The 20,801-nt window shown below is 46.7% G+C and carries 16 protein-coding genes, 2 tRNA genes and 1 pseudogene; 7 read left to right on the top strand and 12 right to left on the bottom strand.

All coding sequences use genetic code 11. From position 1 onward, the window contains the following. Positions 1 to 147: 147 nt before the first annotated feature. Positions 148 to 738, bottom strand: coding sequence for a thymidine kinase (locus FAY32_RS07465; RefSeq protein WP_143462826.1), 591 nt, complete (start codon positions 736 to 738; stop codon positions 148 to 150). 204 nt (positions 739 to 942) lie between these two features. Between FAY32_RS07465 and FAY32_RS07470 the strand changes: the two genes are divergently transcribed. Next, positions 943 to 2,292 (top strand): Mur ligase family protein, encoded by a 1,350-nt coding sequence (locus tag FAY32_RS07470; RefSeq protein ID WP_143462827.1) that lies wholly within the window; start codon positions 943 to 945, stop codon positions 2,290 to 2,292. Beyond that, complete coding sequence (locus FAY32_RS07475) at positions 2,289 to 2,993, top strand: type 1 glutamine amidotransferase (protein WP_143462828.1); 705 nt, start codon at positions 2,289 to 2,291, stop codon at positions 2,991 to 2,993. The genes FAY32_RS07470 and FAY32_RS07475 overlap by 4 nt, the downstream gene beginning before the upstream one ends. Before the next feature lie 198 nt (positions 2,994 to 3,191). Here FAY32_RS07475 and FAY32_RS07480 read toward each other — a convergent pair whose 3' ends face one another. After that, positions 3,192 to 4,202 (bottom strand): serine hydrolase domain-containing protein, encoded by a 1,011-nt coding sequence (locus tag FAY32_RS07480; protein ID WP_143462829.1) that lies wholly within the window; start codon positions 4,200 to 4,202, stop codon positions 3,192 to 3,194. 240 nt (positions 4,203 to 4,442) lie between these two features. Between FAY32_RS07480 and FAY32_RS07485 the strand changes: the two genes are divergently transcribed. Further along, positions 4,443 to 5,855, top strand: coding sequence for a hypothetical protein (locus tag FAY32_RS07485; protein ID WP_143462830.1), 1,413 nt, complete (start codon positions 4,443 to 4,445; stop codon positions 5,853 to 5,855). 76 nt (positions 5,856 to 5,931) lie between these two features. On the opposite strand, the gene FAY32_RS07490 is transcribed toward FAY32_RS07485, so the two are convergent. Together FAY32_RS07490 and FAY32_RS07495 are read right to left on the bottom strand one after the other, a co-directional pair. Continuing rightward, on the bottom strand, positions 5,932 to 7,773 hold the full coding sequence (locus tag FAY32_RS07490) for an ABC transporter ATP-binding protein (protein ID WP_143462831.1): 1,842 nt from the start codon (positions 7,771 to 7,773) through the stop codon (positions 5,932 to 5,934). After that, entirely contained in the window at positions 7,766 to 9,499 is a 1,734-nt protein-coding gene (locus FAY32_RS07495) for an ABC transporter ATP-binding protein (protein ID WP_143462961.1), read from the bottom strand. The genes FAY32_RS07490 and FAY32_RS07495 overlap by 8 nt, the downstream gene beginning before the upstream one ends. A 534-nt stretch (positions 9,500 to 10,033) precedes the next feature. Here FAY32_RS07495 and FAY32_RS07500 point away from each other — a divergent pair. After that, entirely contained in the window at positions 10,034 to 10,363 is a 330-nt protein-coding gene (locus tag FAY32_RS07500) for a hypothetical protein (protein ID WP_143462832.1), read from the top strand. Between the two features lie 71 nt (positions 10,364 to 10,434). Here FAY32_RS07500 and FAY32_RS07505 read toward each other — a convergent pair whose 3' ends face one another. Next, complete coding sequence (locus tag FAY32_RS07505; protein WP_143462833.1) at positions 10,435 to 10,638, bottom strand: hypothetical protein; 204 nt, start codon at positions 10,636 to 10,638, stop codon at positions 10,435 to 10,437. Positions 10,639 to 10,738: 100 nt separating this feature from the next. Next, positions 10,739 to 11,863 (bottom strand): GGDEF domain-containing protein, encoded by a 1,125-nt coding sequence (locus FAY32_RS07510; protein ID WP_143462834.1) that lies wholly within the window; start codon positions 11,861 to 11,863, stop codon positions 10,739 to 10,741. Positions 11,864 to 12,166: 303 nt separating this feature from the next. On the opposite strand from FAY32_RS07510, the gene FAY32_RS07515 reads away from it, so the two are divergent. Continuing rightward, on the top strand, positions 12,167 to 12,841 hold the full coding sequence (locus FAY32_RS07515) for an EAL domain-containing protein (RefSeq protein ID WP_143462835.1): 675 nt from the start codon (positions 12,167 to 12,169) through the stop codon (positions 12,839 to 12,841). A 115-nt stretch (positions 12,842 to 12,956) separates the two neighbouring features. Here FAY32_RS07515 and FAY32_RS07520 read toward each other — a convergent pair. Next, positions 12,957 to 13,030 (bottom strand) — tRNA-Glu (locus FAY32_RS07520). 180 nt (positions 13,031 to 13,210) lie between these two features. On the opposite strand from FAY32_RS07520, the gene FAY32_RS07525 reads away from it, so the two are divergent. Next, positions 13,211 to 13,282 (top strand) — tRNA-Gln (locus FAY32_RS07525). 126 nt (positions 13,283 to 13,408) lie between these two features. Further along, positions 13,409 to 13,660, top strand: a pseudogene (locus FAY32_RS15070) (hypothetical protein); the annotation flags it as partial. Between the two features lie 83 nt (positions 13,661 to 13,743). Here the strand turns inward: FAY32_RS15070 and FAY32_RS07535 are convergent. The 5 genes from FAY32_RS07535 to FAY32_RS07550 form a co-directional block, all read right to left on the bottom strand. Next, positions 13,744 to 14,694, bottom strand: coding sequence for a hypothetical protein (locus tag FAY32_RS07535; RefSeq protein ID WP_143462836.1), 951 nt, complete (start codon positions 14,692 to 14,694; stop codon positions 13,744 to 13,746). Positions 14,695 to 15,802: 1,108 nt separating this feature from the next. Continuing rightward, a complete protein-coding gene (locus FAY32_RS14975; protein ID WP_263862545.1) occupies positions 15,803 to 15,937 on the bottom strand; it encodes a hypothetical protein in 135 nt (44 codons plus the stop codon). Positions 15,938 to 16,040: 103 nt separating this feature from the next. Beyond that, the gene (locus tag FAY32_RS07540; RefSeq protein ID WP_143462837.1) at positions 16,041 to 16,622 is read right to left on the bottom strand and encodes a hypothetical protein; all 582 of its coding nucleotides are present in this window, start codon (positions 16,620 to 16,622) and stop codon (positions 16,041 to 16,043) included. Positions 16,623 to 16,849: 227 nt separating this feature from the next. Then, positions 16,850 to 18,865: a SpaA isopeptide-forming pilin-related protein gene (locus FAY32_RS07545; protein ID WP_143462963.1), complete on the bottom strand. Its 2,016-nt coding sequence runs from the start codon at positions 18,863 to 18,865 to the stop codon at positions 16,850 to 16,852. Between the two features lie 459 nt (positions 18,866 to 19,324). Next, on the bottom strand, positions 19,325 to 20,671 hold the full coding sequence (locus tag FAY32_RS07550) for a glucose-6-phosphate isomerase (protein WP_143462838.1): 1,347 nt from the start codon (positions 20,669 to 20,671) through the stop codon (positions 19,325 to 19,327). Positions 20,672 to 20,801: the final 130 nt, after the last annotated feature.

Consider the following 20,801-nt stretch of genomic DNA (forward strand, 5'->3'; position numbering starts at 1 on the left):
ACTGTGGCAACTAAATCGGCACCGTTCCCTCAACAAGCGACATGCTTAGTGGCAACCATATCGCCAACCTGGGCGGCCCTTTAAGCCTAAACTCAGAACTGCAAGTTTATCACATTTCGCCAGCCAAGCCGAGTTTATTTTTCACCGCTAGTCTTTCTTACCGAATTGATCTAATGGTGGGTTGAAGTAGTGACGCCGGCAAACTGGGTAGTAAGCTTCATTACCGCCGATTTGTACCTGCTCACCTTCGTAGACTGGCTGATTGTCGTGAAAGCGTAAATTCATGATGGCCTTCTTGGTACAGAACCAGCAGATGGTCTTCATTTCTTCTATTTTATCCGCGTATAACATCAGGTATTTGGAACCTTCGAATAATTCGTTACGAAAATCATTCTTCAGACCAAAAGTCATCACAGGAATGTGTAAGTCGTCAACGACCTTCGCTAACTGCAACACGTGGGCCTTAGTCAAAAATTGGGCCTCATCGATCAGAACACAATTTGCCTGCGCGTCAATGCGTTCAATTTTGTCGTACAAATTGGTCTCTTTAAAGATTGGGTGTGCCTTACGCTTGAGCCCAATCCGACTCGCAATATAACCGACCTCATCACGGGTATCCAACCCACTCGTCATAATAATGACTCGCTTATCTTGTTCCTCGTAATTGTGAGCGACCTTCAGGATCTCAATCGTCTTCCCACTGTTCATTGCGCCATAACGGAAAAATAGCTGCGCCACGTTACTCCCACCTTTTTGACAGTTTCTATCTATTATAGCTGATTAGCTAGCAAAATTCGACCGTCACGCAAGCAAACTTTCCTTGCGATTTCCCAAAGTTCAAGCAAGGTCCTCCCCTAAACGCTTAAAAAATGCTAAAATTAAGGCTTGAATATTAAGGTACCGACACTAAAAAATCTTGTCGCGATTAAGGAGCGAATATCCATGTCATTCAGAAGCGGCGTAGCCACCTTCGCGGGGAAATCCTCTTACTGGTTTCTCCACACGTTTCTTCACGGGGGAAGTTCTCTCCCAGGTAAAATTACATTAAAACTCGACCCGAACATTTTGCGAACCCTTGGGGCCAAGTATGACGTCATCGTCATCACCGGGACGAACGGGAAAACCCTGACGACCGCACTGACGGTCTCTGTGCTTCACGAAAAGTACCCGACCATCTTAACTAACCCGACCGGTTCCAACATGGAACAAGGTATCGTGACGACCTTTCTCAATGCTAAGAACCCCAAGACGGGGCGGCCATTAGCCGTTCTGGAAGTCGATGAAGCTAACGTCATCAAGGTCACCCAGTACATTGAACCCAAGGCCTTTGTGTTCACCAACATTTTCCGTGATCAAATGGACCGTTACGGTGAAATCTATACCACCTACCAAAAGATCTTGGATGGTGTGGCACTGGCACCAAACGCCACGATCATTGCCAACGGTGATTCACCGATTTTTCACTCTAAGGAACTTCCGAACCCGATTCAATATTACGGTTTCGACAACGAACCCGACAGTGACTTCAAGGCCAAGCCTAACACGGACGGGGTTTTGTGCCCCAACTGTGAGCACATTTTGCATTACCATTCCTTGACCTATAGCAACCAGGGCAAGTACTTCTGTCCCAACTGTGGGTTCTCACGGCCCGAATTGACCTACCGTTTGACCAAGCTGGGGGAACAAACACCAACGTCTTCGAAATTTGAAATTGACGGTCATCCCTTCAAGATTCAGGTCGGCGGAACCTACAACATCTACAATGCCTTAGCCGCTTACGCCGTTGGTCGGTTCATGGGCGTCGAACCCGAACAGATCAGTGACGCCTTTAACGCGAACCAACAAGTCTTCGGCCGGCAAGAGGTCATCAACGTTGATGGCAAACGGGTCACGATTATCTTGGTGAAGAATCCAGTGGGCCTCGACCAAGTTCTCCACATGATTGACACGGACACCCATCCATTCTCCCTAGTTGGCCTGCTAAATGCCAATTATGCGGACGGTATCGATACCAGTTGGATCTGGGATGGCGACTTTGAACAGTTGACCGACCGCGATATTCCTGCCGTAATCACTGGTGGTGAACGGTATAAAGACATCACGTTCCGTTTGAAAGTCGCTGGAATTCCCGATGATAAGCACATCGTTGAACCCGATTTGGAAAAAGTCGTTGACCGCATCCAAGCAGTCCCGACTGAACGGGTTTACGTGCTGGCAACTTACACAGCCATGCTACAACTGCGGAAGATTTTAGCAACTAAGGGCTACATCAAGGAGGGTCTCGGCGTATGACTTACGACTTAAACGTCGCCCATCTGTATGGCGACCTCATGAACACTTACGGCGACGTCGGTAATATCTTGGCACTGAACTACTATGCCAAGCAAATGGACGTTCACTTAAACGTTAAGGTGGTCAGTCTGGAGGAAGACTTCAAAGCAGCTGACTACGACTTGGCCTTTTTCGGCGGTGGCCAAGACTTTGAGCAGACCATCGTGTCTCAAGATATCCAGACCAAGAAGGCTGAATTGACCAAATTCATTGAATCAGATGGTCCCCTGCTGGCCATCTGTGGTGGTTTCCAGCTTCTCGGTCATTACTACATCGGGGCTGATGGTGAAAAACTCCCCGGCATCGGTGCATTAGACCACTACACCCTGGCGCAAGACCATAACCGGTTTATTGGTAATATCGTCATTAAAAACCAGGAGACCGGTGAGACGTACCACGGCTTTGAAAATCACCAAGGTCGAACATTCCTCGGCGATGGCGAACGTCCTCTGGGCAACGTCATCTCCGGTAAAGGGAATAACGGTGAAGATGGGACGGAAGGCGCTATTTACAAGAACGTCTATTGTTCCTACTTCCACGGCCCAATTCTCACCCGGAACGGTGACATCGCCAAACATCTGTTGGTGGCCGCTTTACAACGGAAGTACCCGGACGCTGACTTCAGTCAACAAAAAGCTTTACCGATTCCAGCAACTTTCTAATCCAAGCACAAAGGACGTTATCCCTGCCATTTCTGACGGGACAACGTCCTTTTTATATGCACAAGATCATATTTCTGACCGCCAGCGCAGCGCAATTGGGAAAGCACTCGTTTCGCGTGGCTTCAAAATCCGGTGATGAACCCACCTTTTTCTGCAGACGATTCTCATTAACGACGTTGACTGTTCAAAACCCTAGCCCTATTTTTCAGCCAAGTAAGTGCCAATCACTGCGTTGCGTTGGTCCAAGTACGGTAGATTTGGCGCTACCGGATGAACTCGGTTTGTCAGGAACACCATCGCTTGCTGGGCTTGTTGATCGATAACCAAGTAGGTGCCCGTGAAGCCGGAGTGCCAGATGACCCGGTGTGGTCGTGGCCACTGAGTCGCAGTCAGCGCCCAGCCCAGTGAACGGCCGGCCTGACCAGTTGGCGTCCAATCTTCCGTCAACCGGTGAATCCAGGTTGGCGGTAACACCGCTGGACAAGTCTCTGGATGCAGGTAGGCGTGGCAGAACGTTGCCAAATCCTCGGCTGTGCTAAACAGGCCAGCTGAGCCACACCGCCGTTGTAAGACGTAGCCCTTTGGATCATGAACGTCGCCACGAACTAACCCGCGCCCCGGTGTAATTGCCGTGGGCACACATTGTTGCGGATCATTTGGCGTAAATGTACTGTGCCTCATCCCCAGTGGGTCCAAGACCCGTTGTTTAGCCGCCACCTGAATGGGCACGCCCAAGACCCGCTCGACGATCCACCCCAAGAAGATGTAGTTGACGTCCGCATAGACCATTTTCCGATTAAACGTCGGCCCCACATGCAGGTGGAGTAAGGCGTGTGCGAGATCCGTTGCATCTAGTTGATTGCGATTCGGAATGTAGCCCGTAATCCCCGACGTGTGCGTCAGCAAGTGCTGTAACGTGACGCGTCCGTCCTGCCATTCTGGTAGCCACTGTGAGACCGAATCCGTCAGTTGTAATCGTCCTTGATTCAAAAGTTGAAGCACCACACTCAGGGTCCCGACAACCTTAGTGAGTGAGGCCACGTCGTAAATCATTCCTGGCCGCAAGACTTCCGGCTGGGGTACTAGCGCCGCCTGCCCGATTTCTCCAGTTTCCACGCTATCACCGTCGATCAACGCATAGCTCACGCCCGGTACGACCTTTTCAGTCACCAGCCGCTGTAACGCCGCCTTTGTTTGTGGATAAGTCATCGCCATCGCCTCTACTTTCTCTAGCTTTCATTGTACCCATAGCTGGACTGTAGACGCAATTTTTCAGTGAAAACGACACCAAACTCTAAGGATTGCTTACCAGCTTCCGGGCTCAATTATGTACGCCGCTACACTAAAAATGTAATAATTTTTTATAAAAAGATAGGTGAGCAAATCCCGCTGTATCGCCATCCGTTTAGGGTAAACTTAATCTAACTATTCACACGAAAGGTGGTTACCATGGTTAACCAACAGTTTGATTTGAACGAGCAGTCAAAGCAAGATAAGCAACGCGCAAACGATGTTAAGTCGGAACTTCTAGAGCGTTATCGGCAACTTGAACAACAACGGCCCGCACTCGTCCTGACCAACTCAGCTGAGCACCCCACCACTAACGACCCACTAAAATCCGAATTGCGCCGTCTACGTCGTCAAGTTAAGCACGACCGGATCCGTAATCAGGTCGCTGAGTTACGCGAAAAATTGCGTATTGCACAACAATCGCAGCGTCATCTGAAAAAGGAAAATCAGGCACTACGCGAAGAAAATCAAACCCTCCATCGCAAGAACATTGACATCACCCAGCGCTACCAAGCCAAACAACTTGATGCCGCTATGACCCAGCGACAGATCAATTACGTACAGGCCTACTTTGCGCAGGCCGGTTTCTTGCTTCAGGCCGCTGAAAATCGCCTTGAGACTGCCCGTCGGCTCCAGCACTCAGCACCACCGTTGCAGAAGATCCATAATCAGCGTAAGCAACTTCGCAAACTTACTCTCACTAAGAAACAGCTTCTGGTGGCCCAAAAACGGGAACGCGCGCTGAAGGTTAAGGTGACACGCCTCAAACAGGAACTCACGGCCAGCCACGCTACCGTAGACAAACTCACGCAAAAGCTCAGCCTTTTGCGCAGTGACGCTCCACAATACTTAGAAGCCGGTCTAAAAGCGTTTCTAACGCCCGAAAACTTCCAGCAAGTCCCTTGGTTGCCTGATTTTGCTAAACGTTATCGCCAACTGCGGCTTGACAATTTAATCATTCGACATGAGAAACAAACTTATGGCTACTTCGTCAAAGTTAATGACCACTTGGCATTCAAGACGATTGACGACCAGATTCTAGCCAATTACCACTTGAATCAGCTTGCCGAGCCACGCTTAGATGTCATTTACGCCGGCGTTTTAACCGGCAATCAAAGTATTCTGCTCACACAAACGTATGCTGAAGTGACCCCTCATGACCTGCATCGTGACAAGCTACGACGGCTGCATCAGCGCGCACAACCTAGGCACTTCACTAATTGGCTTCCCGCAGATGGCAAAGCCATTCTAACTGGCAAACGTATCCTGATTGTGACTTGGCAACAAACCCAAACTCTGAATCAAGCACTTCGATTCTTTGGCGTCACACCGGTCATCGTCAACAACCGTGAAAAGAGTATCCCCTGGATCATACAGCAAGCAACTGGTCAACGCACCGACCTCACCTTCTTGATGAGTGAAGGCCTTTCGCACGCCGTCCTGGAAACGTTGACGAAGAGTCAGCTTCATTCACGTCCCAATATCCACTTGGTTTACCGGCAATCTCCAGCCGACATTGTCAATCAAGCTTACCAACATTTCAAGACACAAGAACGACCAGAAGTAACCTAGGGCGCTGACATTAGCGGCATCAAAAAAGCACCACACTCAGGAGCTACCTCCCTCATGTGATGCCCTTTCTCAAAATCTAAGCCAAGTTATTCCCTGAAAATTGACTATTGTACAGATCGGCGTAGAACCCATTAGCAGCCAGCAAGCTCTCATGGTTCCCCGTTTCGACAATGTGACCATGGTTCATGACCACAATATTTTCAGCATTTTGAATCGTGGACAACCGGTGAGCGACCACGAAGCTCGTTCGACCAGCCAATAACCGTTCCATGGCGTGCTGAATCAACATTTCTGTCCGCGTATCGACTGAACTTGTCGCCTCATCCAGAATTAAGACGTCTGGATCAGCCACGAAGGCACGTGCAATTGTCAGTAATTGCCGTTGGCCTTGCGAAATGTTCGTCGCCGATTCATTCAGAATCGTATCGTAGCCATCAGGCAGCTGACGAATGAAGGTGTCGGCATGGGCGGCCTTAGCTGCTTCATAGACCTCATCATCCGTTGCGTCTTCACGGCCATACTTGATATTGTCGAAAATACTCCCGGTAAATAACCAAGTATCCTGCAACACCATGGCAAAGTTCCGCCGCAGACCAGCCCGGTCAACCGCATTGGTGTTTTGGCCCCGGTACTTGATTTCCCCGGACTTCACATCGTAGAACCGCTCAAGTAAGTTGATAATAGTAGTCTTCCCCGCACCAGTTGGCCCGACGATAGCCACCATTTCGCCTGGCTTGACCTTCAGGTTGAAGTCAGCGATCAGTGGATTATCTGCAACGTACTGGAAGGCCACGTCATTAAATTCAATGACGTTGTCCGCCGGTGTCGTTGCTGCCGGAACCTCGGCCGTTGCCGTGTCGGGCATATCGTCCTCATCTAAGACGGAGAAAATCCGCTCAGCAGATGCAATCGTCGCTTGAATCGTATTGGTCAGGTTCGCCATTTGCGTAATAGGTTGTGAGAATTGGTTGGTGTATTGCAGAAAGGCTTGCACGTTCCCCAAGCTAACTGTCCCATTAGCAACCTGAATCCCACCAATAACCGCAACGGCTAAGTAGTCCAGGTTCTTGACGAAGTTCATCAGGGGAAAAATCAGACTAGATACAAATTGTGCTTTCCACGCTGATTGGTAATACTTTTGGTTATGTTCCTCAAATTCTTCTTGCGTCGCGCCTTCGCGGTTAAAGGTCTTAACGACCGTATGACCGGCATAGGTTTCTTCAACCGTATTGTTTAGCAGTCCCAAGTTCTTCTGTTGACTCGCGAAGAACCGTTGTGACTTTGGTGCCACAATCATGACCACCAGTAAACTCAGTGGCACAGAGATCAACGCCACCAAGGTTAACCAACCACTAATGGTTAGCATCATGTACAGCACCCCAAAGAAGGTCAGCACACTGGTAACCATTTGGGACAGCGTTTGCTGCAACGTCCCACCGATGTTATCCATATCGTTTGCCATCCGGGACATCAAGTCCCCGTTACTATGCGTATCATAGTAACCGATGGGCAAGCGTTGCATTTTTTGCTTCAAGTCGCGTCGTAAACGATAAACGACCTTCTGCGAAATCCAACTCATAATCAACTGTTGAACGACCCCAAACAGGGCAGCTCCGGCATACATGATGCCGACGACCAACAAAATGTGACCGATTTTCCCAAAATCAATTGGGAAACTATGAATGCCAATGCCGGCTTTCAATTCGGCCTGGCCCTTCATCACACCCTTAAAGAGTTCCGTTGTGGCTTCACCTAAAATCTTTGGCGTCTTGATCTGCAGAATTACTGAAACGACAGCAAAGACTAAGACGACAAAGATGCCGGGGAGCCAGCGTTTCATGTAGCGGAACAACCGGAAAGTCGTTCCCCAGAATTTTTGTGGCCGCTGTTTCGTAGCGGCACCGCGTCCATTACGCATCGATGACGTCCCCCTTTCGGAGTTGTGAATCCAGAATTTCTTGATACGTTTCGTTATTGGCTTTCAGTTCATCGTGCGTCCCTTGACCAACGATCTTACCGCCATCAATGACCAGAATCAGGTCAGCATCGGCCACCGTCGATACCCGTTGAGCCACGATAACTGTGACCCCTGCTTGAACTTGATCATCCTTACGCAATTCTTGACGTAATAGGGAATCTGTCTTGAAGTCCAAGGCAGAGAAGGAGTCATCAAAAATATAAACGCTAGCACGCTTCAAAATCGTCCGGGCAATGACCAGTCGTTGCCGTTGTCCACCGGAGAAGTTATCCCCATTTTGTTCAACGGTTGCGTCCAGACCGCCCTCTTCTTTAATGAAGTCGCTGGCCTGAGCCACGTCTAAGGCATGCCAAATCTGGTCGTCGGTTGCATCAGGCATCCCGAAGACCATGTTGCTGCGAACCGTTCCGGAGAACAGCACTGCCTGCTGTTGCGTAATAGAAATTGCATCATGCAGTGCCTTTTGACTAACTGCCGTCAGTGGCGTGCCATTCAACTTGATTTGCCCACTCTCGGGATCAAATAGTCGTGGAATCAGATTGACCAACGTGGATTTTCCAGACCCGGTCCCCCCAATAATTGCCACGGTCTGACCAGCCGTCGCGCTAAAGTTCACATCGGCCAGTGCTAACTTTTCAGCACCCGTGTAGCGGAAATTAACGTGATCAAAGGTCAAGCTCGCTTGGTCCTGCGTCAGGTCAACTGGTGCATCGGCATCGTTGATCTTTGACTTCAAGTCCATGACCTCGTTGATCCGTGCAGCAGAAGCTTGTGCCCGGGGAACAAAGACAAAGACCATGGAAACCATCATGAAGCTAATCAACAATTGCGTTGCATAAGTCATGAACGCAACCAAATTCCCAACTTCGAGGGCTTGATTACCAATCAATTGGCCACCATACCAGACGATACCGATGTTGGTCCCGCTCACGATCAACGTGATAATTGGAAACATCAACGAAACGATCATGAAAACTTTGATCCCCGTTTGGGTATAGTCTCGGTTGGCACCTTCAAACCGATCCTGTTCAAACTTATCTTGGTTGAACGCCCGAATAACCCGGACACCGGTCAACCCTTCACGGAAAACCAGGTTGATCCGGTCAATCTTCTTTTGGAGACTCTTAAACAATGGCACGGCAAAGACCATGATGGCCCCCGTAAAAATCGCTAGCACTGGTAAGGCAACCAAGAAGACCAGCGTTAACCGCGGACTCTTGACGTAAGCCAAGACACCAGCACCAATTAACATAATCGGTGCCATCAACATCATTCGAAGCATTTGAACCATGACATTTTGAATCTGGACCACATCGTTTGTCGTCCGGGTAATCAGTGAGGCATTCCCCACCGTTTCAAACTCTTCGGTCGAGGCAAACGTGACCTTCTTAAAAAGTTCGGTCCGAATCCGTTGCCCCATCTTCTGCGACTGTGTTGACGCATAGTAAACGTTACCTGCCGCGCCCAGCACACCGATAAAGCTTAAAAGCAACATTTGACCACCGGTGCGCCAGATGTAGCCAATATCATTGTTGGCAATCCCTTTATCAATGATATTTGAGGTTAGTGTTGGCAGTGATAAATCACAGGCAACCTGAATAATCATAAAACCCACCGCAAGGACTACTGCCCACCAGTCCAAGTGTTTACGGGCAAGTCGCATCATTAGAATTTTGGCCTTCTTTCTATACTGTACACTCTGTAAAAGTTTCAAAACTGCATATGCGATAATTATACTCTGCTCAATCCGGTTTGCAATAAAGGATTACTCGCAAATTTTGCTTGTGCCCACCTCCTAATTAATGTCCCAGTTAAATCGATTCGTTACGCTATATCATCAGCATTATGGCCTGTCCACATCAGGAATCCGCCCGACTCGAGCCGTCTACTTCATGATCATCGTTACCAGCACCAAGGTCACATCCCCACCGTCATCTTGCGTTAACGCAATCTGCTCTGAAAAAGCTGTCGGTTCGCCGCCACGATTTTCTGTCATTCAGAATAATTCCAAGGTAGGCCACTGACAGCATACCGAGCACCATCGCCAATAAATTCACTAATTTGGCGGGTATCTTCACTATATTTTCAGTTATCACCGCTACTCGACCAACTCCTGCAACCAGTTAATTGCCTAAACATCCCACTGGTAAAGCTAAAAATATTTGTTACAATAGTAGACACCGAAGGGAGACAGAAAACTGTGGCGAGCAACTCTGATTCAATCTATAATGTCTTAACCTACATCCATCGACATCCGCAACAAGTCCGGTTCATTCGGCAACGCAACAGTAACGTCATGACCATTGGCGTTCCCGATACGGTTCCGGTCGCTAACGCTGATATTTACTTCCCAGCGGGCCATCTACTGGTCAACCGGATGGATGAAAACTTTTTAGCTAAAAATGGCGATCTCCTCAATACATTCTTTGACCAGACACAAACGTCTAAGCTAGATTACCGTGACGTCTGGATCACCACCGGCTACGTGCCTGAGGAACATACCTATTTGGTTGAACTCTCATTTGAATAAACGCCTATCTGGCGCAAACTAAAAGGACCATGGAAGTTTTCAATCACTTCTGTGGCCCCTTTTCCAATACATTAATTAAATAGTGCGCGCGATGCCCATAGTCCCCCAACGACCACCACGGCGATCAAGAAGAACCGGAACAAAGCGGCAAAGGCAACGAGGACGATGGCCCCGATAATCACCGTCCCGACGATTCCCAATAACCAACCGGCTAATCCAAAAACCAACCGGAGAATCGGGAACAACAATAAGAGTAACAATAAAAGTAAGACCACGATAATCGCTCCAATCCGTCGTCGGCACGCCCACGACTAGCAGCAATTTTACACTAAATTTGAATGTTTGGCACGAATCTTCGTTCGAATTATTCTTTACTTAACCAGCCGTAATCTGCATACGACCGTTCTTCTTGGAATGATAAAGGTTCGCGTCGACCCGTTTGTAAAAGTCCAAGGGGTTGTGATCGCTTGCACTCAAGACGGAAACCCCCACAGAAATCGTGACGTTTAAAACCACATCATTATAGGGAATCTCCAGCGTCTTGACCGCATCGAAGACCTGTTCGGCGACTTTTCGTGTCCGTTCTAAATCATAGTCAGGGAAAATAATGTTGAATTCTTCCCCACCGGTCCGGTACAGAACGATCCTGTTATCGACTTTTTTCAGGGTGGCCGTCACGGTACTGGCCACCTGCTTCAGCACCTCATCCCCTGCCAAGTGACCATAGGTATCATTCACGTGTTTAAAGTGATCAATATCAAACATGACCATCGACAGGTCCGTGTTGTGAGCCGTACTCTGTTGAAATTGATAAGCAATGGCTCTGTCATATGCCGCATAGTTTTGTACGCGCGTCAGTGCATCCCAATTAGCAGACTGGAAAAGACGATCTTTGATGCGACGATCCTTATCCTGAATCTTGAAGTAGCCATACATCAAAGATGCTAACGCTGCATAGTCGCCAAGCTCAATGAAATAGGTGCTCCAATCCAAGTTGAAGCGTACCTTGACCAAAAACCACAACGCCAAAGCAAATAACATGGCAATTGTAATGTAACGCGTGAACGGCCAACGCCATAAATGCGTACTTTGTTGATAAGAAACGACATAGAACAACACAAATAAAATCGTATAGATCCACGACAGAATTGCCGTGTAATTACCATTCATTAACATAAAGCCGACCCCAGCTAAGAAAATCAGCCAGTGGGGAATCTTAAGCTGTAAGAAGTAAGCCACAAAAATCAACAGTAAGAGTTGAAAATTGGTAAACGTCCACGACAAATGACTATCGCGAACAATTAGTTGTAATGCAAACACCGACACGACAGCACAGGTCGTCCCGATGGCAATCTGAACCTTCTTCACGTTGATTGGTTTGTTTTGCGATTCGACTTTCGCAGTAACCCAATTAAAAATCGACCAGTACAGCGTGATAACCCCTAAGACAAAGAAAACACTCGTGACGATTGGGGGAACTAGCCAAATTGACCATGCCATTGTCTAATCATTCTCCTCGTTAGTTAAGTTTAGTAATTGATTACCGACCAAGGTACCAATTATTCCCAGCTATTCCGCATTTCACAACAATCTGCGAACCCGGGCTAAATAACTCACTACTCTTACTATAGAGCAAACCATATAATAAAACCATAAACCTTTATATAATATAATATGTTACATAAGAAATTAATACGACCAAAATTCGCTCTTTGTCCAACTTTTCTAATAATTCACTCTATTTTTAATCGTCAAAATAAAGTATGATGGTAGCAGACACCTGTTAAGGAGGAACTCATACCTATGTATCGTTATTTTCTTCAGCCACAACTAGATGTATCCAACAACTCGTTGATTGGCTACGAGTTGCTGATTCGCCAACAGGTTGATGGCAAGTGGGTCCTACCCCACAACTTTGCGTCCATTCCAATCAGCGTTCAAGCTGACCTCATCAATCGAACGGCCCAGAAACTAGCCTTAAAGATTGGGTCTGTTTCCTTTAACGTCAACCAAAGCCAATTCATTGATCCAACCATTGCCAACGCCATTATTGCTGCTCAGCGGCACATTTATCCGATCAATTTGGTTTTGGAGGTCACTGAAGAACGGACGGACGAGAAGGTTTCTAATCAACAAATCATCGATCAAGTTCACTTTTTCGATGAACATTTAATTCAATTGAGTTTGGATGACATCGGTACAGGCGTCAACACTTATGATCATCTAGAACCCATCTTACCCTATGCTAGTGAAATTAAATTTGCTATGCAAAACTTCCGTCAGGAAAATCGTGAAAACGAAATTCCCGAGGCCCTGGCCTTTTGGGATAAGATTGCCAAGCAGTATAAGCTTCGTTTGATTCTTGAAGGCGTGGAAAATGAAGAAGAACACGACATGGCCAATGACTTAGAGATTGATCTTCGTCAAGGCTGGTTCTACGGAAAGCCTCACCTCTTCAAATTGGACGGCGACAAGTAAGAACCCGTATTTGCGAATACGGGTTCTTTTTGTTAACATTCAAAAAATAAAGAGCACCAAAACGTTGTCAAATCAACGCTTCGATGCTCTTTATTTATAAACGTCGTCTTAAGTATCACCCGCACGGGGCTCGAACCCGTAACTCCGCCTTGAGAGGGCGACGTCTTAAACCAGTTTGACCAGCGGGCAATGTCATTTACTAGCAATATCTAATTTACGCTATCCAACAAAAAATGTCAATTGTTCTCTGCATAAAATTACAGAAATTCGGAAATTCATGCAGTTCGCCCCATTTTTTAAAGAAAACTGGTTGACACCAAAAGCGGAACAAGTTACTATTAAATAGTTGCTTCAAGCAGCGCAGATCATTGGGTATTCGCCAAATGGTAAGGCAGCGGACTCTGAATCCGTAAGTTACTGGTTCGAGCCCAGTATACCCAATTATTGTTTTACATTAGTCGCTATTAGACCTCACGGGGGTTGATATAGCGGCTTTTTTAGTACATTGGGCTTTAAATTGGTGTCCATACGAGGTAGCCATGTGACAGCCAAGATGACAGGGTAGAAAATACGGCCTTAAAGCTCGGCAGTGACCGACAAATAAAGGTACTGCGAGAAAATCAGGAAGCCGTTGCCTACACCCTACAGGGAAGTGACTCTGAAACTCAAACGATCATTAAACGAATGTATTTTAATCGCAATGATGAGGCTACTGTAATCACACTAGCAATAGAGCTTAGTTGTGATCGTACTGGGATAAGCCGTAAACGTATGGCCTTTTTCAAGGCATTAGCCAAAGAGCTGGGCTTACATCCCTAACCGATCTACCCTGCTGGCTTTGAATTAAAGTATAATTTCACAAAATAAAAAGACTATCCCTTGGGTAGTCTTTTTTTATATGATTATTGCAATCCCTGAACATATTGCTTGGCTTTTTGTTCGTCAAATGAGTATGCACCATAGTTATTGCCTTGTAATAAGTCGGCATATGACTCCGCAATATTGCCAAGATTGGTGTAGAACTTTTGATTACCAACTTTTACCATAATTCTGAACCCATCTGCGTCACCATTTTTGTCATCTTTTGCTTGGAACACGTCACCAAGTGACATTCTCAAACGATACAAAGTTTTCCCAAAGACCTTAACCTTCTTGGTTCCAAACCCCTTCAATGGTTTAGCCAGATAGTAAGTGTAAACTGACTTTCCACGGTTGAATTTTTTAATTTTAATTGACTGAGAAATTTTGGTGTAATTGGTATTGTTCGTGTAGTAATTCAAATAGTTGTCCGCAGTCACAGTTATAAATTTCTTACTACTTACTTGGCTACTTGAGTTTGAACCAGCCCGATACAGATCGGGTAAATTTGAATATCCGCCATATGCAAAGGCAGTTTTAGCAGTATGACTCTTTAATATTGATGGCTTAACAGTATTCATAGATATGCTATACTGCCACTTTTTACCAATTTTACTGAATACTTTTTTCTGATTTTTCTTTGAAAGTGTAGTGTTCTTTATACTGGCAAGACCTCTGCTGTCCACACTGCCAATCACCACTGAATTTTTGGAGATTTTTGCACCCTTATTGCGGTATTGATTTCCCAAGTTTAGTGACTTAGATACCGTAAATACGTCCGGTTGTAATTTACCCGCATTTGTACGGCTATCGCTATCCCGTGTAATTCTCGTTAGATTACGAATACCAACTTTATCAAACTCGCTAGTTATCTTTTTACTAGTTGCCATGGCTTTTTTGCTAGTTTTAGCAGACGCATTGGTTACAGCTAGACTACCGGCAGCAGCACCGAGCAGCATTAGCAATACTGCACTCTTACTTCCCATCTTAAACAAATAATTACCCCCTAATATAATTCCTTACTAAACATTATAGCGCAAGCCCAAGAACATTAAAAACCACCCTATTAACCGGCAGGGTGGTTTACTGTTACTCTTTTGCTCAATATACTATCTGCTTTCTAATGTTTGAATTGTGCTACATCCCCCGCTAAAATTGAGGTACACAAATACAAGCGGTGTCTCACTGCCTATGCCATAAGTCATAGGAGCTTTGCGACTAACTGCCAGATTTCAATGACGAAATTGATTACTGTTATAATCAATGTTATCAACCCGGCTAGTTTTTCGTGAGGCTCTTTTTGTAAGTAATCAGCCATTTCTAAGCACCTACTGCAGCCCGACATAACTAGTTAGGACATCCCCGCAGCAGGTAGTATAATATAGATGTGATGTTGCCAATCTTAATTAAATTCCCCTGATATTTATTATTCTTACGCATTGTTGTGCTGAATGCCCTGCCCGAATAGATTGAGTGGGCGTTTTTGTTTATCTTGGGAAATATCGCAACACTGCAGGGATGACTACGGTACTAGAACTTTTCTGTTAGGACATTTCAGCAACGGGTATTATAATTAGGTTATAGTTAATGGCTTTACAATTTAATAAGTCACACGCCAATATGTACACACAGGTTTAGCTTTATCCGAACGGTTCGGATAAAGCTCTTTTTGATACATGAAGACAAAATAAAAACTGCCAGCCATTAAGCTAACAGTTTCATCGCCCTGCCAAAATTAAGTATCAAATATGTGTGAGTTACTGTCATTGACAGCCAAAATGACAGCCAGTTTATAGTCAAATGTACATAAATGCCTATGCAACGCTGTTTCTAAGGGGGGTGGTTCGTTCCCAGTATACCCAATCAGAAGAACAACCCGTTAACCGCTAATCAGACGTGAAAACGTTGCGTTAGCGGTTTTTTTGCCGTTTTATTTTAAAAGAAGCTGCTGGTCTCGATAATTTTGGCGAGACCAGCAGCTTCTTTTACTAAAGCAAGTTATCATCCAGCTGGCTTGACGTTAAGTTCATCCCTAACGAAAGTTTAGTTCCAACCATAGTTGTTACCGTAGTTGTCTCCCTTAGGATTCGTTTGCTTGGTCAGCTACTTACTGGTGTAAAAATACGGTTCATCAACCGGCATTGACGATAGGTTCTTGGCATGCAACACTTTTACCTTTTTGCCATCAACCTTGGCCGTCACGACTTTGTAGCTCTCCAATGCCTGTTTAGGTCCCATAAAACGTTTACTCGTGTCCCAGATTCCCCAGGTGGTCGTCTTACCAGCCTTATAAGCAACTGCCCAGTTGTCCCTCTAGAATTTTTAAATTTTGTCGACTAGTTTAAACCGGTAAATTTCGATAAAGCTTTTGGAGATTCTTCTTGTCATACTTGGTTGGCTTATCTTCCTTAAATGACGAAAAATTCATGACACTCTCAAAATTTTTGGACGGTCGCAATCCTAAGATATCACCAATTGCGGTACTCCCCCAACCAGCTCTTTCAGTCTTGTTGAAATAAAATTGCTTCATCATTTTGCGCGACAATAGAATTTTGTAATTGGGGGACTGCGTCGTCTCTAAAGTTGAATCATCATCACCATTTTCCACTGGTGGGTAACTCGCTGTATCCGTATAAGCATAATTCTTTCCAGCAGTCTTAATCGTTGTCAACACGATATTAGCCGTCGTCGCATCACGTGTTTCCACCAGCTTGACCACCTTCAACCGATTCCAATTCTTGACTGCTAACTGCCACACACCCTGGTAATAACGCCCGGTTGACGAGATGTGATACGTAATCGTCTTTCGTGGAAAATTAGCCTGTGCTTTTGCCTGCGCATTGACTGGGCTGATTAAACCAACTCCAATCACCCCCAGAATGACAATCATCCCCATGAGCCAACGCCTATTGACATATTTCACTGTACGTTTCCCCTTTCCCGTAATCTTCCTGTTTTGATGGGTGATGCCCCTACCTAGTTTATTGATTGGGGACGCCCCCACCGCTCTTAAATTATACAAAAACAGCATGACACATTATGTCGTTTCCCGTTCTCGACTAAAAAATAATCGTCGGCTAAAAAGGGACCACGGCTCCTCGAAGAAAGTCCGAGAAACCATGGTCCCTTTTAATTTCTATTCACTCACTCTCAGTGTTTCCGTAACCAACCGTAACCAAATCCGCCTGCGATAGCCAGTAAGGCTAAGCCAACCATTGTGTACACCAGACCACGAGACTGATTTTCACCGGTCTGCGGTAAGGTGGTCCCAACGTATGACCCGTTGCCATTTGCCTGACTACTCCCACTTGTCGATGATCCGGTTGAAGAAGCCCCTGCTCCCCCAGTCGTTGTCCCTGGCGTCGCCGTGGTCGAACCGTTATTGCCAGATGTTGTTGGCGATGTTACCGGTTTGTTCGGTTTCGTTGGTTTAGTCGGCAGTGTTGGTGTCGTTGGCTTTACTGGTGGCACTGTGGTTTCAGGTTTCTCCGGCGTGGTTGGTGGCGTCACCGGTGGCGTCGTCGTCCCAGGATTCTCTGGCGTCGTTACTGGCGGTGTCGTCGTTCCAGGGTTCTCTGGCGTCGTTACCGGCGGCGTCGTTGTCCCTGGGTTCTCTGGCTCCGTTACTGGCGGTGTCGTTGTCCCTGGGTTCTCTGGCTCCGTTACTGGTGGCGTGGTCGTCCCTGGGTTCTCTGGCTCCGTTACTGGCGGTGTCGTTGTCCCTGGGTTCTCTGGCTCCGTTACTGGCGGTGTCGTTGTCCCTGGGTTCTCTGGCTCCGTTACTGGCGGTGTCGTTGTTCCAGGATTCTCTGGCTCCGTTACTGGCGGTGTCGTTGTTCCAGGGTTCTCTGGCTCCGTCACTGGCGGTGTCGTTGTTCCAGGGTTCTCTGGCTCCGTTACTGGCGGCGTCGTTGTTCCAGGGTTCTCTGGCTCCGTCACTGGTGGCGTGGTCTCACCGCTGTCTTCCTTTGTATCGGTCGCCTTAACTGACACAGTCGCTGTACTTCCAGCCGTAATTGTAAACGGTAATGGTTCCTTGTTCAACGTATAGCCAGTTGGTGGTGTCACCTCAACAAATTGATAGTTGCCAGCCTCCAAGCCTGAATAAGTAAGCATTCCGTCTGCAGTTGTCGTTAGTCCCGCTTTAATGATGTTACCGGCACTGTCCAGCAAGTCGTAAACGGCTCCGGCTAGTTTTTGACCCGTTTCGCTATCCTCTTTAGTCAAAATAACTTCACTGGGGACTTTTTCGTTCCCACTGTTATCACCATTGCCACTTCCAGAGCCTCCCCATGCGATCCGAGCAGTAATGTTCTGACCATTCATCGAAACGGTATTCAGCCACTCTCCGCCAGTCCCTGTAACCGTCGGAATCGTATGATATGTCATGTTTACGGCCGTCTTGACATTTTCAAACGTAAAGATCAGCGTATTGCCAGCCGCTTCAACCGTGGGCGTTAGCGAACCTCCATCACTGTTAAAGTCCCCCGTCTGTGGATCAAAGTGGCCGGTTGTGGCCTGCACACTCCCATCAACGTACTCCTGATTAGGACCCATGTTGTCAGTAATAACAACTTGACCCATGTTCGTACTGTTCGGGTTAAAGGCCACGTTCCATGTCAACCGCGCTGGCGTGCCATCTGGATTGTGCTCGCTGACCCAGCCAATTTTATTAATGCCCCAATCCAACCCAACGTTTTGGTTCTGTGAACTTCCTTTAACGTAGAACTTCAAGGTCCCCCGTCGGTTCGTCGCCGTGCCAGCTAAGGCATCGTTAAAGGTAATCGTCCCGGTGTTTTCACCCTCCTTAATGGTAAACGTCCCAATCTGCCGACCACTATCATCGTAGAGTGGAAAGGTCACATCTCGCCGACCCACAGCGGAAAATGGAAATGTTACGGTCGCCGTATCACCATTCTGGATAGTCTCGCCGTCCGGTAGCCCCCAAGTGTAATCAACCATATAGTTGTCCCACTTGCTCAAGTCACTTCCATTAGGAATTCGGTTCCCATTAGCATCCGTAATAATAGCATCATTTTCACCCACACCAGAAATCGATATATTACTAGCATGCGCCGTAATGCCACCAGCACCGAGGCCTCCGACAAGATAGACGATGATGGCTATCACTATACCCATCACGACAGCGGTTATCTTCCTTCGCATCGTAATCCTCCTCCAATTTACTTTAAAGCAGCAGTTGCCATCATTAAAACAGTAATTCTGGTAATCACTGGCCTCATAAGCAACTTATTTCAGACAATACTTCGACTGCCTTGTATTCACTATAACTGGTATTTAATTAGGTGGCTTGTCAGCAAGAAAAAATTAGGGTCGTTGAAAAAGAGAGAACTAGTAACCCTGCCTTGACGTTGTATTTCTATTGACCAGCGAAAAAAATTATCACCACTAACGTTGTCCTGACGCCATTTGTCGGCTTATGAACTAAGTGGGTAATTGGCTTGCCAGTCAGATTTGACACCCATCACACAATTAAACGTTTTATATCCGCGTTAGTCCTCCTGCTGCCAAGGATGGGCCTCACTAATCTCATAAACCCGATAAGCCAAAAAATACCCCACCAATAATCTTGGTAGAGTATTTTATCAGTCACTTTAATTAGGATTAAAGACGTGCGTTTAATTCCTTACCTAACTTTTCAAAGCCAGGCTTGCCTAACAACGCGAACATGTTCGTCTTGTAAGCTTCAACACCAGGTTGGTTGAATGGGTTGATGCCGTTCAAGTAACCTGAGATGGCAACAGCCACTTCGAAGAAGTAGATCAAGTAGCCTAACGTGTAAGGTGTTTGGTCTGGGATGTGCACGCCCATGTTAGGTACGCCACCATCGGTATGAGCCAAAACAACACCTTGATAAGCCTTGGTGTTAACAAAACTCATTGGCTTACCTTCCAAGTACTTCAGACCATCTAAGTCATCACTAGCACTAGGAACGTCAACATCATTTTGTGGTTGGTCAACCGTAATAACGGTTTCCATCAAGTTCCGCCGACCTTCTTGGATGTATTGGCCCAAGGAGTGCAGGTCGGTCGTAAAGTTTGCGGAAGATGGGTAGATTCCCTTTTGGTCTTTCCCTTCGGATTCACCCATCAATTGCTTCCACCATTCTGCAAAGTACTGGAGCCGTGGTTCATAGTTTTCCAGTAGTTCCGTGGTGTAACCCTTCCGGTACAAAATGTTCCGTAAGGCAGCGTATTGGTAAGCTTCGTTCTTAGTCAAATCAGGATTTGTGTAAGCATCCTGAGCATCCGCAGCTCCCTTCATCAGTTCATCGATATCTGCGCCAGAAGCAGCGATTGGCAATAATCCAACAGCCGTCAAGACAGAGTAACGACCACCAACACCGTCAGGGATAACGAATGATTCGTAACCAGCAGCGTCGGCTTCAGTCTTCAGTGCGCCACGGGCCTTATCAGTCGTTGCGTAGATACGGTCTTTAGCACCATCAACGCCGTATTTCTTGATCAGCATGTCTTTGAAAATCCGGAAGGCAATGGAAGGTTCCGTCGTCGTCCCAGACTTTGAAATGATGTTGACAGAGAAGTCTCGGTCGCCGATCAAGTTGATCAAGTCGTGAACATAATCAGGACTAACCGAATTCCCAGCGAAGAAGACTTGGGGGCCTTGCCGCTTTTCGGCTGGTAAGTAGTTAAAGAAAGTGTCGTGTAAGAAATCCACGGCCATCTTCGCGCCCAAGTAAGACCCACCGATACCAATCACAACGAGCACTTCGGAATCGGAACGAATCTTCTTAGCCGCAGCCTTAATGCGTGCAAATTCTTCCTTGTCGTAATCGTGTGGCAAAGCCAACCAGTCACGGAAATCACTACCGGCACCAGTCCCATTACGGAGTTCACTATCCGCAGCGGTAACGAGCGCTTGCATTTCCCCTAACTCATTGTCATGAATAAACGGGTCAAGTTTGGAACGATCAAAGGCGATATGTGCCATATTTAGATAACCTCACTTTTATTATTATTGACTAGTCCATTATAACGCATTTCTCTAAAATGTAAATGGTCTAGTCCAGACTTTTTGGGAAATAAAAAAGGCCGACAACGCCCGTCATCAGCCCGTTTAT

Source organism: Levilactobacillus enshiensis (assembly GCF_007115095.1).
Taxonomy (GTDB): domain Bacteria; phylum Bacillota; class Bacilli; order Lactobacillales; family Lactobacillaceae; genus Levilactobacillus; species Levilactobacillus enshiensis.